General features: G+C 40.6%; 10 protein-coding genes. 7 read left to right on the top strand and 3 right to left on the bottom strand.

All coding sequences use genetic code 11. From position 1 onward, the window contains the following. Nucleotides 1-107 precede the first annotated feature (107 nt). The 3 genes from D0S24_RS09130 (at nt 108) to D0S24_RS09120 (ending at nt 3,525) form a co-directional block, all read left to right on the top strand. Entirely contained in the window at nt 108-1,457 is a 1,350-nt protein-coding gene (locus tag D0S24_RS09130) for a vanadium-dependent haloperoxidase (protein ID WP_117019872.1), read from the top strand. Between the two features lie 54 nt (nt 1,458-1,511). Continuing rightward, a complete protein-coding gene (locus tag D0S24_RS09125; protein WP_117019569.1) occupies nt 1,512-2,408 on the top strand; it encodes an AraC family transcriptional regulator in 897 nt (298 codons plus the stop codon). A 256-nt stretch (nt 2,409-2,664) separates the two neighbouring features. After that, nucleotides 2,665-3,525 carry a hypothetical protein gene (locus tag D0S24_RS09120; protein WP_117019568.1) on the top strand — a complete coding sequence of 287 codons (861 nt, stop codon included), beginning with the start codon at nt 2,665-2,667 and terminating at the stop codon, nt 3,523-3,525. 29 nt (nt 3,526-3,554) lie between these two features. Here the strand turns inward: D0S24_RS09120 and D0S24_RS09115 are convergent, their stop codons facing one another. After that, nucleotides 3,555-7,262: a metallophosphoesterase gene (locus tag D0S24_RS09115; RefSeq protein WP_117019567.1), complete on the bottom strand. Its 3,708-nt coding sequence runs from the start codon at nt 7,260-7,262 to the stop codon at nt 3,555-3,557. 54 nt (nt 7,263-7,316) lie between these two features. On the opposite strand from D0S24_RS09115, the gene D0S24_RS09110 reads away from it, so the two are divergent. Further along, the gene (locus tag D0S24_RS09110) at nt 7,317-8,507 is read left to right on the top strand and encodes a Pycsar system effector family protein (protein WP_117019566.1); all 1,191 of its coding nucleotides are present in this window, start codon (nt 7,317-7,319) and stop codon (nt 8,505-8,507) included. 32 nt (nt 8,508-8,539) lie between these two features. On the opposite strand, the gene D0S24_RS09105 is transcribed toward D0S24_RS09110, so the two are convergent. Continuing rightward, complete coding sequence (locus D0S24_RS09105; protein ID WP_117019565.1) at nt 8,540-10,909, bottom strand: GAF domain-containing protein; 2,370 nt, start codon at nt 10,907-10,909, stop codon at nt 8,540-8,542. 162 nt (nt 10,910-11,071) lie between these two features. Here D0S24_RS09105 and D0S24_RS21065 point away from each other — a divergent pair, with 162 nt between their 5' ends. Then, complete coding sequence (locus D0S24_RS21065) at nt 11,072-11,209, top strand: hypothetical protein (protein ID WP_181938063.1); 138 nt, start codon at nt 11,072-11,074, stop codon at nt 11,207-11,209. A 125-nt stretch (nt 11,210-11,334) separates the two neighbouring features. Beyond that, nucleotides 11,335-12,237 carry a metallophosphoesterase gene (locus D0S24_RS09100; RefSeq protein ID WP_117019564.1) on the top strand — a complete coding sequence of 301 codons (903 nt, stop codon included), beginning with the start codon at nt 11,335-11,337 and terminating at the stop codon, nt 12,235-12,237. A 74-nt stretch (nt 12,238-12,311) separates the two neighbouring features. On the opposite strand, the gene D0S24_RS09095 is transcribed toward D0S24_RS09100, so the two are convergent. Beyond that, entirely contained in the window at nt 12,312-13,037 is a 726-nt protein-coding gene (locus tag D0S24_RS09095) for an energy transducer TonB (RefSeq protein ID WP_117019563.1), read from the bottom strand. 93 nt (nt 13,038-13,130) lie between these two features. Here D0S24_RS09095 and D0S24_RS09090 point away from each other — a divergent pair, with 93 nt between their 5' ends. Continuing rightward, nucleotides 13,131-13,322 (top strand): hypothetical protein, encoded by a 192-nt coding sequence (locus D0S24_RS09090; protein ID WP_181938062.1) that lies wholly within the window; start codon nt 13,131-13,133, stop codon nt 13,320-13,322. Nucleotides 13,323-13,500: the final 178 nt, after the last annotated feature.

Raw genomic sequence — 13,500 nt, 5'->3', positions numbered from 1 at the left:
TACAAAATAAAGGTATGATGAAATATCCATTGACAAAATTTTCAAACCCACCGAAAATGATTACTTGGATATTACATCTGACCGATAAAAACAATATATATAAACAGATGAAACAGTATTTAAGATTATTCGTATTATTTGTAGTGGTTATATCATGTAATGGAAAGAAGGAGGAGCCAATAGTTATTACTTCCCAGGATCTGCATAGGTCTATCCATAAGGTAACGGAAGTTATGATCCACGATATTTTTTCACCCCCGGTGGCAAGTAGAATTTTTGCCTATCCCAATATAGCGGCATATGAAATTGTAGCGCTGAACAACGATGGGTATAAATCTTTGGTAGGTAAGGTTACAGATCTGACCCCCATTCCGGAACCTGCACCGGATAAGCCCATCAATTACCAAATGGCGGCCCTAATGACTCATATGGAGTTATGCAAGCGGTTGATTTTTTCCGAGGATAGGATAGCGATGCACCGTGATAGTTTATACGCTGATTGGCAAGAAAAGAACTTAACATTGTTCAATAATTCCAAAGAATATGCGCTTTTAGTGGCAGATCACATTGGGGATTGGATGAATAAGGATAATTATAAGCAGACAAGGACCATGCCCAAATTTACTATCGATACGGACGATGATTCACGTTGGCAGCCCACCCCCCCTGCCTATATGGACGGGATAGAGCCGCATTGGAGTAAAATAAGGCCGTTTGTAATTGACTCAGCCAATCAATTTGTGCCACCGCCACCTCCGGCATTCTCTATGGACAAGGACTCTGATTTTTACAGGGAAGTAAAGGAGGTTTACGATATTAGTAAAGAGATCACGTCCAAAGGGGATAGTTCGGAAGAGGTGGCCATTGCAAAATTCTGGGACTGTAACCCCTATGTCTCGGTAACCCGGGGCCATTTAATGTTCGCAACAAAAAAAATCACTCCAGGGGCCCATTGGATCGGGATTACTAAAATAGCCTGTGAGAAAACCAACTCGGATTTTGATAAAACTGTGTTTGCCTACACCAAAACCGCTATGGCACTAGCCGATGGCTTTATAAGCTGTTGGGATGAAAAATACCGGTCAAATCTTGTTCGCCCAGAAACTGTAATAAATCAGTATATTGATGAAAATTGGGCACCTATCCTGCAAACACCACCATTTCCCGAGTACACTAGCGGACATTCCGTGGTCTCTGGTGCTGCAGCTACGGTCTTGACCAGTATTTTTGGGGATAATTTTTCTTTTGATGATGATACAGAAGTTCCTTTTGGTCTTCCTGTGAGAAGTTTTAGTTCCTTTAATCAGGCCGCAGATGAAGCCGCAATTAGCCGTATGTACGCAGGAATCCATTATAGGGCCGCTGTGGAAGTTGGTGTAGCACAAGGAAGAAGTTTGGGCAAATTTATAGTGGATAAACTACAAATGAAAGGAGATGGGCAGTTAGTGGCCAAATAATCCCATGGCCGCGTTCTAATTGCTCTTCCAATTTTTATGATGTAAATACAGTTCGTGAGAAACAAAATTGTTGGCTTAATCGGTATTGCTGTTCTGTTATTCTTGGTTTGGTACCTCTTTCTTAGGCCCTATGACTATCTGGTATCCATTACGGCCAAAACAATTCCGGGGGTAGTTAATCAAAATATTAAATTATGGGGCAAGACCAATAATAATACGGTATTTATACGGCAGAAGGATTTTTTCAATATTGATCAACAATTAAGGTTCAATGATTCCATATTCCAATATCAGTGGAAAATAACCTCTGTTAGTGATTCCACTACAAGTATAAGGGTATATATTAAAGGCCTGAATCAGGGTTTGTGGAATAGATTGAAGATTCCTTTTTTTGATACAGACTTCGAAAAACGGACCAAAAGCACTATTTTCGATTTCAACAATGTGCTAACCGAGCATTTGCAAAAATTTAAGGTTACCGTTTTGGATAGCATACAACAGCTTCCGGATACGTATTGTGCCTATGTCCCAATAAAGACTTCCCAGTTGGGCAAAGCAAAGGGAATGATGCAAAACTATCCTATTTTAAGTAGGGTGCTGGCAGATAATAATGTAATACTAAATGGGAAACCATTTCTGGAAATTACCAATTGGAATAGGGAAGTGGACAGTGTTTGCTATAATTTTTGTTATCCCATAATTAAGAGTGATAGTCTTCCCCAAAATGGGATCATAAAATATAAAAAATTTGACGGTTTTAGGGCGTTAAAAGCTATTTATAACGGAAATTATATTACCTCGGACCGGGCTTGGTACGCCTTGTTGGATTCTGCCAAAAGGAATGGTCTTGAGGTATGGGAGAAACCTGTTGAGGTATTTTTTAGCAACCCTAACCTTGGTGGAAACGAACTGGATTGGATAGCTGAAATCTATTTGCCTTTAAAAGAATGATGGAATATAAGCATAATCAGGATCATGCCGCTTGTTCTCACATAGATGAATAAATTTTAAATGGATGAAATGAGCATGACCAAAATTTGGTCGCCAGCCCGAAAGATTCATTCTGGCGGGCAAATTCAAATGAAGATATGCGAATTACACCCGCCTGTCCGCCCGTTCCGGTACGGACGGGAACGATGTAGTCGGGCAGGTATGACCGCTAAAAAACCCGTCCAAAACGGCACGGGCGGACAATAAATATCTGCATATGAAAAAATACTTGCTATTGCTGCTTTGGGGAATTATCGTTAGTTGTGCCAATAATTATGGTCAACTCACCTATATTACCAAACTTCCCAATAAATTAGCCGAGAATTCGGGAATGGTCCCTGCCAAGGATTCAACGGTTTGGTTTGTTATGGATAGCGGTAATCCCGATAAAATTTATCAGGCAAATTATAAGGGGGATCTTGTAAGGGAATTAAAAATAAAGAATGCCAAAAACAACGATTGGGAGGATATGGCGAGCGATGAAAACGGTAATGTATACATTGGGGATTTTGGCAATAATAGTAATGACAGGAAAAATTTGGCCATTTATAGGATTCCCGATCCCAATGCCGAAAATGGGGATGATATTGAAGCGGAAAAGATGGAATTCTATTATCCGGAACAGACCCAATTCCCCCCCAAAAAGAACAAATTCCTATATGATGCCGAGGCATTTTTTTATTACCGGAACAATTTCTATATCATTACCAAAAACAGGACCCGTCCTTTTAACGGGGAAGCCTTATTGTACAAGGTGCCTGCTTTGGAGGGCAGGCACAAGGCCCAATATTTGGGGTCGTTTGTTCCTCCCAAGGGTAAGATGGATGGGCAGGTAACCTCTGCCGATATTTCCCCCAATGGCAAGACCATAGTATTATTGGGAAAAGGTACTTTATGGGTGTTTACAAATTTTACCATGGATAATTTCTTTTCCAATAGTACCCTAAAAACGATAGATCTGGGCGTGTATACGCAATTGGAATCTGTTTCTTTTGCCAATAACAATACCTTGTTGCTATCGGACGAGGAGTCTAGAAAAATGGGAAGAAATCTATATTCTTTTGTGTTGGGCAACTAACCCAAATACAAAGATCTACAGTTCTATATTTAGAACCCAAAACCAACACCGAAGGAAATTCGCGGACCGTCAACACTGTTGAACAGGGCAACCCTTGCAGTCATTACATCGGCCCCATTAAGAAAAAATCCTCCCCCGTAGGAGGTGTGCCATAGCTCGGAATTTTCGTTGGGGGTCCATACCCTTCCATAATCAAAACCGCCATATACCCCGATAGTAACGGGCAATATACCTGTTTTCAGGCTTATTAGGCTGTATCTAAGGTCTGTATTCTGGTAATAACTGGTCTTACCGGAAAAGCGTTGGTTTCTAAAGCCTCTAAGCCCATCTGTTCCACCAATACTGGCGGCCTGGTAAAATTCGTACTCGTTCCCTAAATTAAAATGGGCCTTCCATTTGGTGGCAAGGACCAATCTGCCATTGGATACTATTTTATGATCAAAGGAAAGACTTGGAACAATATAGGCATAGGCCTCTCCTTGGTTCTCCATACTGGCCTTGTAGCCCATGAGCAGTCCGGTGGCCATCCCCATAGTCGGGAAAGCGGCATTGTCCATATTTTGGTAGGAGTATTCTACGTCCACTCCAAGAAAACTGTTTTTGTTTTCCTCTCCGTTGGCCAGATAAAAGGTGTTTATAAACCGATCTTCGGTTTCTTCCACTTCTAGATTTTCAATAGAAATACCGGTTCTGAATTTTGCCCCCAGTTGTCCACGCCAAATTAAGGAGGGGGAAAAGCTTAAAGTTTGAATCTTCACCCTATTGTAATCCATCCCCAAAACGTCGTCCAAATTTCCGGTCCCGTTCCCGGTTCCAAAAAAGTTAATGCTAAAGTTAGGGCTGGTAAAACGGGCGGCCAGTTCCAAATTCCAGTTTTCGAAGATATGGGCAAACTCTCCTTTATAGCCCAGTTCAAAGCCGTTGGTGGCAAAATAATAGGCGGCATTGTAATTGTGTTGGGCGGTATAAGGGTTTTGCCGTAGTCCGTAAAAGGTATTTGTGGCATTAAAACCAAGTTTCACCCCGTCATCGGGATTAAAACCGACCGTTGGGATTATCTGCCGTGTGCTGTTCCTAAGTTTTAGCGGTTGATACGTATTGGTTTGGTAATCGTTGGTAAGTATGAGCTTGGCTCCCTTTATTTTTTTGAAGGTGTTTTTTTTGTTCTTTTGGTCGTAAATCCAAGCATTGCCGCCTTCGTTTATATTGTACACATCATTGTTCTGTCCGCCGATAAGCTTAATTTTTATTTTGTTGCGATCGGTCCCGGCCATTTCAAATATATCATCGTCATCCAGGGCATAGATCCAAATTTCCTTGGTGATATCGCGGTGGAATTTCTTATTAAAAAACAGCTTTTCCTTCTTCCCGTCAATGTTTCTATAGGCTTTGATTTCTACTTCCCGCTTGGACAAATTGTTAATTTCGAACCAATCGTCCTTATCGGTTCCTTTTATGACAACATATTTGTTGAGGGCTAAAAAGTAATCATCGGCAATTTTGGGAAGGTTTTTGATCCGGGATAAAAGTATCTGCTTTAGGTCAAGGATGTTTTTGTCCAAAATTTCTTGGGGCATGGCGCTAAAGGCTTCGTCTATTACCGCAGGGGTCAGGTTTTCTTGTATATAACGTACTTCCTTTTCCCAATCCGATTTTATGGTTTCGGCCAATAGGGTAAGGTCCAGGGCATAGGCATTTTTGTTAAAGGCCGCCACATTTCTAATGTCATTATTAAAGCCTTCCATCATTTGAAGGGCGGGGATTATTCTCGTTGCCACTCCCATTAGGGCCCCATCTCCCCATATGGAATATACTTGGTCCCGATCTCTTGGGATGGCCTCAAAAACGATCTTTCCCGATTCTTTATCCTCAACTTCGCCCCACCGCCATTGATCGCCATGCCTGTCCCAATCCCCCATCACCATATCAAACAGGCGGGTCCTTAAGTACCTGTCCGTATTTACCACATATTTTTCGTCCCGTTTAATTTTATCGATCATGTCCCAAGTGCTTTCAATTTTATTGGCATATCCAAAACTGCCCAAGTCCCCATGGCCGTCGCCCACCTGTTCTTCCAAAATGTAAAGTTCATCCCCAAACTCCCCATTAAATTCCGCCAAGGCGTTTTGTTTTGGGATATAGTATAATTTAGGGTTGGTATGGTAGAGTTCCAAGGCATCGGAAAGGGTTCCAACAGTAAGAAGGCCGTATGGCAATGCGCCGGTATAAAAATCCATTAAAAGTTTTTCGGTATAGGTATCCTTAAATTCCCCCAGGACGTATTTATCCTTAAATGCCATGGCCTGTAGATATACCTCCGCACTTTTTTTAACCGCCCTCATTACGTATTCCTTTCCATTTTTATCGGTCAGCCGCAAGGTTTTGGATTGGTTGCCACCCCCCTTACGTACCGGTTTTAAGCCTCCAAACAAAGTATCCAACCTTAGGGTAGGGGCGTTTACTTCCATGCCGTAGTACTTCCTGTACCTCTCGCCCCATATAGTTTTGAAAAAACTACTTTTTTCAATGTCTTCCTTGGAGTAGACAGATGCCTTTACTTCCGTTGGAAAATCTTTGCTTCTGTACTGGTAATTTACATTTCTGTCCGGCGGCAGCACCTGTGTAGAAAACAGTAGATCGGGTTCATCGTTTTTCCCAACCCCGAAATACCTTACTTGGGAGGAACCATCCCCGTACACTTTTAATTCAGCAAAACCCATTCTGCCAGTCGAGAATTTAGAGCCGTTCAATAATCTGGTAGCTCCTTCCTTGGCTCCGGAACCACTAACGATCTGGGGGGTATTGTCCTCCACGATATATTGAAGGGAGTGTTCGTGTCCCGAAGTCAATATTACTTTTTGCGAGTACTGTGCCAAGGTTACCAAACGATTCCTTAATTCCGTATATCTCTTATTTTGAAGGTCGGCATAGGAGGCACCACTTGTTTTTCTGATAAGGTTTACAAAAGAACCTAATACGGGGAAGGGAAATTTGCCACCTGTAGGATTTAAATGAAGTTTTGCAGAATACTCTCCGCCGTGCGGCCCATAACTGAACATAGGGTGGTGTATGGCCAAAATGGTTGTCTTATCCCTATTTTTTTTAATAAGGCTTTCCAGTTCTTCAAAAAATGTCTCCCTGTCCTTTATTTCACATTTGTCGTTCATTTCGGGATGCTTGTCCCAATTGGTCAGGTACCATTCCGTATCAATGGCTATAAGCACTATTTTATCGTTGATATCTATTTTAGCTATGGGACACCCATCTTCAGGAAAGAAGACCTCTTTGCTGTTCAATTTCTTCTGGATATATTTTTGTTGTCTTTCCAGGCCTTTCAATCCTTCATTGTACCAATCGTGATTTCCTGGGATAAATATAGGGTTGCCCTTAAAATTTTCCAGGGTTTCCAATTGGGCGTCCAAATTGTTTTTGGCTTCCAAATAGGCTTGGATGGAATCCTTGTCGTTTGGCATTCCGGCAGGGTAGATATTATCGCCCAAAAAGAGGGCGGTGCTATTTTTGTTGGCTCTCTCCAAGGTCTTTTGGAAGACTTTTAACGCTTCGTTTTGATCCTCCATAGGAGATTTGCCCGCATCCCCTATCAGATAAAAAGTGTGCAATAGTTCGCTGTTGCTGGATATATCCCCTGGAACGGCACTTTCCGCATATTTTGTTTTATATGTGGCACAGCCAGTCAATAGAAAAAGTATGGATATAAGTAGGTAATGTTTCTTCATGTACATCAGATTAGAAATCAAAATTTTGTAATTTGTGGGGCATAATTAACTCTTATGTCGGAAATCCTCGAAAAAACTGAAAATTTTGTTGTCGATTTATTATCCAATAAGTTAGCATCCAGTTATTTGTACCACAATTTGAACCATACCCAGCGGGTGGTTAAAAGTACTAAAGAATTATTGAATTTTTATAATTTGGAGGAGGCGGAAAACGAGATTGTTCTATTGGCAGCTTGGTTGCATGATACCGGATATACGGAAGGTTCTGTGAACCACGAGGAGACCAGTTGTGATATAACCCGCAATTTCTTGGGCCGGCAGGCATATGATGAACAAAAAATAGATCGTGTGTGCAGCCTTATTATGGCAAGCAAAAGGTTCCATGAGCCCCAAAATCTCTTAGAGGAGATCATAAGGGATGCCGATTGTTCCCATTTTGGAAAAAAGAGTTATATGGAAACTTCGGAACTGCTCAGGGAAGAGTTGGAAATTTTGGGTATGGCAGCCTATTCGCAAAAGGAATGGCGTGAGACGAACCTTAAGATGTTGCAAACGGATCAACGTTTTTATACCGATTATGCCCTCCAAAATTGGCAGGAAGAAAAGAATAAAAATATAAGAAGGTTGATCAAAGGAAAAAATGCAGATGAAAATTTAGTAAAAAAGGAAAAATTAAAGGCCAAATATAAGAGTGAAAGTCCCGATCGTGGTATACAGACCTTGTTTCGGGTAACTTTAAAAAATCATTTAATGCTCAGTGATATTGCCGATACCAAAGCTAATATCCTGCTATCGGTAAATGCCATTATTATTTCATTGGTGTTGTCCAACCTTATGACCAAATTGGACAGTCCGTCCAATAATTACTTAGTATATCCCACTCTGTTATTTGTTGTTTTTAGTGTAGTGTCCATGGTGCTTGCCGTTCTTGCCACAAGGCCCAATGTTACCCATGGCGAATTTACCAAGGAGGATGTAAGGCAACGCAAGGTAAACCTATTGTTTTTTGGCAATTTTCATAAAATGAAATTGGAAGATTACCAATGGGCAATAAACGAATTGGTACAGGATAAGGATTATATTTATTCCTCATTGACCAAGGATCTATATTATCTTGGATTGGTTTTGAACAGAAAGTATAAAATACTGAGATGGACCTACACTATTTTTATTTTGGGAATGGTTCTTTCCGTTATTGCCTTTATTGTATCCTTTAAGTATTTTGGTCTGGACCGTGGTATGTGACCAATGGAAACTGGTGTTGACAAGACACCAGATTATTTGTTCAATTCCAGCATTAAGTCCTCGTAGGTATAGGTCCTGTCCTTTTCAATGTTGGATTTGTATAGAATGGATGCCCTAATGGCCTTTAGTCCAGAAACCCCTTGTAAGCCTTCCAATTCTACAATTTCTACCTTGCCGCTGAAATAACCTTTGGACTTAAGGAACCTAATGTAGCGCAAGTATTCCTGTTCATCCTTTTTTTGTGAATAGACTATGGCGATTTTACCGGCTTGGGTCAATCTTTCATTGGTTCCTTTAATGAAGGATTTATCAATTCGTTTTTTAATGATCTCATACCTGGCATTGTAGGTGCCGTCAACGTCAAAACGTTTTTCATCCATTCTAAAACGAATGGATAAAGAGCCATTATATACCAGGATAAGTGATGTTACGTTCAATGGTACCTGTAACTTGGATTTAAGGTAATAATGCTTGTTTTCCATTTCACAGATAACCTGTAGCTGCCATAACCTCAGGTTGTTGAGGTAAAGCAGGTCGAATGCCCTTGCGCCGGTTATGGAATCCCCTATATACATATTATGCTCCACACCATCGGTCTTGTACCTCTCAAAATAATGGGGGTACATTTTCTGCGCTTCTTCCTGCTTGCTGTCGATTACCGAAGCCAACTTTTTGTTGACCAGCATTACGCTTTGGTCATAATTTTTTCTGTGATCATAGTAGGAACCGGTTCCCTGGTCTATTTTGGCCTCATAGGAAAGCAAAAGATTTTGAATGTAGGAATCGGATTTTTTGATATGCGCGAATACCGGATTTATTTCCTCTTGCACAAAATCGAAAATAGCCTGTTCGCTATTGGTATGTAGGACCTCCCTGATTTCCTCAAGGTGGTTGTTTACCCTGAATATAAGTTCTTCGTAAATTGGCAAATTATACTTTTGCCATACCTCGGTCATTATTTCTTTAATTTCGGACAATTGGATCATGAGATCCCTTTGGATCGCTATATTTCGTTCCTGGGAGGAATTTTGAATATCTACCTGTCCATATAGCGGATATACTTCATCAAAGACAATTTCTTGAAAAGAAGGCTGTAGGCCTTCATGGTCTTCTTTTATAAAGCGTTTTGCCTCTTCTTTAAACTTCCAGTAAACCGAAGGGTGAACGGAAGTACATTCGTTTTGGATAACCGCATCTATTAAATTTCCTTCCTCTTCCAGGGATCGCAGTACTGCGGAAACGATATAGGGGATTACATCGTCCAATTTTTTTGCATTAACACTGTTAAAGTCGTTTGCCCTGTCCGAAACCAATTCCAACACCCCTAATAATTGGCCTTCTTTGGCAATGGGGGCCAAGAGGGCACTTTTAATTTTTTGATCGTACAGACAGTTATATGGAGCCATGCCATTTGAAGCCTTGTAATGCTTGTCAACATCACTAATGACAAAGTAGTGGTTTTGCTCGATCAATTTACTGTATGAAGATTTGCAAAGGGCCTCATTACAAATTTCGACTTGTTTCTTTTGCAAAATAAAACTATCTATTCCGTTTGCCGAAACCCTTTCAAATTGCTCTTCCTTGGAATTGTACACCGAGAATCCAATTCGCATATTTGGCAACCCAAATAAAGACTTAAAGGTTTCCTCTACCCCTTTTATAAAATTGCCCCCACTTTTATCCTTAATGATCAGGCTGGATTTTATTTCGGAGATGGAATGTTCTGCGGTAACATCGAACATGTTCGAGATTACAAATCCTTTGCTGATAAAACTATTGGGCGGGATCTTTGTTTTCCATAGATCCACATTGTCTATATTTTCCAATAACATATCTACATCTTCCTGGGTAATTTCCAATGGCTTCCCATTGGGAATAATTTCCATGAAATCGGCATTGTATAAAATCCGGTAATGCCTCATTACACCTTTGGCATCGGGGATATCGTAAAAAAACGGTCTTTTGAAATCTAAGTTAAATCCGTAATAAAAATTAAGGATGACCACACAGGCCATCATATAAGTCACCTCTTCTTCCTGGTTCCTTATCCGTGGCAGATAATTTGGTCCGGCAGCGGCCAATATTTCTTCAAAGCGCCTACTGGAGTTGAATATGATATCCGTGTAAGGGGAGGAAGCCGTTTTTATTTCATTGGCAGTAAGTACGGATGAAAACAAATCCTGCAAAATAATTTGGATTACGTCCTTGCGTTTTTCCAAAATGGCTATATCGGTGAAGCCATTGCGCAATTCCGGAAATGGAGCTTGGGCATCCAAAATATACCGTGCCTTGGAAGCCAAAAACGAATCTTCGCTTTGCGCCATTTCATCATATTGTTTCAATAATTTATTAAAGCTTATATGATGTTCAAGAGGTGATATTTTTTCTGATAATCCCTTCATTGTAATCCTTTGTCCAATTTTGGACCGTAAAATTACAAAAGAAATCGGTTTATTTTACAAATCGGGGTGTATGCGAACAACCTCATTTTTCGGTTATTTAACGAATATCCGGGTTTTGGGAGTATTACAGGGCCATTTTTTATGATCCTAAATTCTTAGTACATGACAAAATTCAATTCCGTAAGATTTTCCTCAATTTTTGACCCCGACCCTAAAGCCCGCCTGTCCGCCCGTTCCGGTACGGACGGGAACGAAGTAGTCGGGCAGGGGAGAAATCGAGGAAAATCAGGCTCCCTTTAGGGATTGGGGTAAAACGGATTTTCCGGGAAGCTTTAATAAGACGATTTTTGTAATGTACTATGCCCTAAATTTATATAACTATATGTCCACAGCTAAAAAAGTTTTAACTTTTCACCCAAAAATCAATGTCCTCATTTACCAGATTGTCCCAGGCCTATAAAAATGCTAAAATCCTGCCTTTTGATGATAGCTCCAAAATAATTCTATTTAGTGACTGCCATAGGGGGGATAGTAGTTTTGCCGACGAATTTGCCAATAACCGCAATATATATTTCCATGCCCTTAAGCACTATTTTAACGAAGGCTATAGATATGTTGAATTGGGAGATGGGGATGAACTGTGGGAGAATCTTAATTTCGATTCCATTTTTACGGCACATAAGAACGTATATAAACTTTTAAGACAGTTTCATCTGGAAAAAAGACTCCATATGATTTGGGGGAATCATGACATGGTATATAAAGATCCATTGTACGTAAAAAAGAATTTATCGTTCTATTTTGAGCCTATTGACGATTGCAATAAAGAATTGTTCGAGGATATCACCTACCATGAATCCATAATTTTAAAGCATAGTGAAAGTGGGCAAGAATTGTTTTTAACGCATGGACACCAAGCAGATTGGTGGAACTACACCTTTTGGCGTTGGGGCAGGTTCCTGGTGCGTGTTTTATGGAAGCCCTTGCAGGTATGGGGCATAGCGGATCCCACAAGTCCCGCCAAAAATTACAGGGAGCTCATCAAAATTGAAAGGCGCATAAAAAAGTGGATTTTGGCCAATAATGAAATATTGACGATTGCAGGCCATACCCACAGGCCCCGTTTTCCTGCACCCGGGGAAATACCTTTCTTCAACGATGGTAGTTGTGTGCATCCGCGAAGTATTACAGGAATTGAAATCCAAAAAGGGACCATATCCCTGATTAAATGGGAAATAGCGACCAAGGATGATGGCACCCTGCAGATCGTAAGAATGTTGTTGGACGGGCCACAACAATTGATAAGCTACAAGAAAGCCAAATCCTAGGCCTATAATATTACAGTGAATTGGAGGTACAACAATGAAGGTGTACCACAATAAAGGGGAGTGTTTTTTCGTGCTTATTGCAGTCTAAAAGTGATAGGGATGGTATAGGGAACCTTAACGGCCCTGCCCCTTTGCTTTCCTGGTATCATTTGCGGTAACGCGGCAATAATACGGGAGGCTTCCTTTTCCAATAGCTTGTCCGGTCCCCTTGTTCGTATATTGGTTATATGACCGGTATTGTCTATAATAAATTGCACGTATACCTTGCCCTCAATGCCCAATTCCACGGCAACATCAGGATAGGTAAATTGTTTTATGATGTGCTCCTGGATTTTTTTCTGAAAACAAGCTTTCTGGGCTTGGTTGGAGGTTTCTTTACAACCTGGAAATACGGGAACGTTTTCTATAACGGCAAAGGGCACTTCAATATCTTCCTCTTCTTCCTCCACCACTGCTATATCTTCGACCTTTAATGGGGCCTCCTCCACTATGGTCTCCTGATTTATTTCAGTGCTTTGAATCAGCGTTTCTTCTATTTCCGCCATATCCTCAACAATCTCTATGACCTCGGGGGCCGCTGGAGGAGGAGGGGGTGGCGGAACATTCAACGCCTCGGTAACCGGTACTTTTTCTTCCAAGTAATCCGTTACCGTCAACTGCTCTATGGCGGCATTTGACTTGGGGTATGTTTTTAGCTCCAAAGCCCTCCATACCACAAATAATACTATAACGAGGCCAATTACAAAGAAAAGCCCGCTTTTTCTGTTTAAATCTGCCCTGGGATATTTTTTTGGTTCCATGACACCGTATTTTAAATTTTAATGTATGAAGTATTCATTTGGATTCATATGATATAAATCAGTTTATAAAATCTTCTTTCTTAAGTAATCGGCATGAATGCTATTTTAATCTATCTGTCCAAAGTTTTTATCGATTGGTCTTACACTACAAATGCCTTTTTTGGATGGTTGGGCCAATTGGTTGGCGACCCATATAATGCGGTGGTCATGGTCTTTTGTTATATTGGCGTACAATGGGCCTTGCTGTATATTCTTTATAAGCAGCGCCTTTTTTTAAGGGTATAATTTTTATTGTTTGGTTAAACCTTAAAACCTTACTTCCCATGGTTTGGATTAGATTTTATAAACTATGGATGTCCATAGTTGGTGTAGGAAGTTTGCAAATGGCAAAAAATTGTATTCCACTGCCCAACGCTGACTTGTCTCCCAGTCCTTGTCAGCAAATTTTATTCCGTTCCAAAAT

It is taken from the genome of Arenibacter sp. P308M17 (assembly GCF_003426735.1).
Lineage (GTDB): Bacteria > Bacteroidota > Bacteroidia > Flavobacteriales > Flavobacteriaceae > Arenibacter.
This window is presented reverse-complemented; position numbering and strand designations above follow the sequence as displayed.

Excerpts from the sequence above, each read along its gene's own strand:
- D0S24_RS09130 (WP_117019872.1), top strand. The coding sequence starts at position 108 with ATGAAACAGTATTTAAGATTATTCGTATTATTTGTAGTGGTTATATCA.
- D0S24_RS09110 (WP_117019566.1), top strand. The coding sequence starts at position 7,317 with ATGTCGGAAATCCTCGAAAAAACTGAAAATTTTGTTGTCGATTTATTA.
- D0S24_RS09100 (WP_117019564.1), top strand. The coding sequence starts at position 11,335 with ATGTCCTCATTTACCAGATTGTCCCAGGCCTATAAAAATGCTAAAATC.
- D0S24_RS09095 (WP_117019563.1), bottom strand. The coding sequence starts at position 13,037 with ATGGAACCAAAAAAATATCCCAGGGCAGATTTAAACAGAAAAAGCGGG.
- D0S24_RS21065 (WP_181938063.1), top strand. The coding sequence starts at position 11,072 with ATGACAAAATTCAATTCCGTAAGATTTTCCTCAATTTTTGACCCCGAC.
- D0S24_RS09115 (WP_117019567.1), bottom strand. The coding sequence starts at position 7,262 with ATGAAGAAACATTACCTACTTATATCCATACTTTTTCTATTGACTGGC.
- D0S24_RS09090 (WP_181938062.1), top strand. The coding sequence starts at position 13,131 with ATGAATGCTATTTTAATCTATCTGTCCAAAGTTTTTATCGATTGGTCT.
- D0S24_RS09120 (WP_117019568.1), top strand. The coding sequence starts at position 2,665 with ATGAAAAAATACTTGCTATTGCTGCTTTGGGGAATTATCGTTAGTTGT.
- D0S24_RS09105 (WP_117019565.1), bottom strand. The coding sequence starts at position 10,909 with ATGAAGGGATTATCAGAAAAAATATCACCTCTTGAACATCATATAAGC.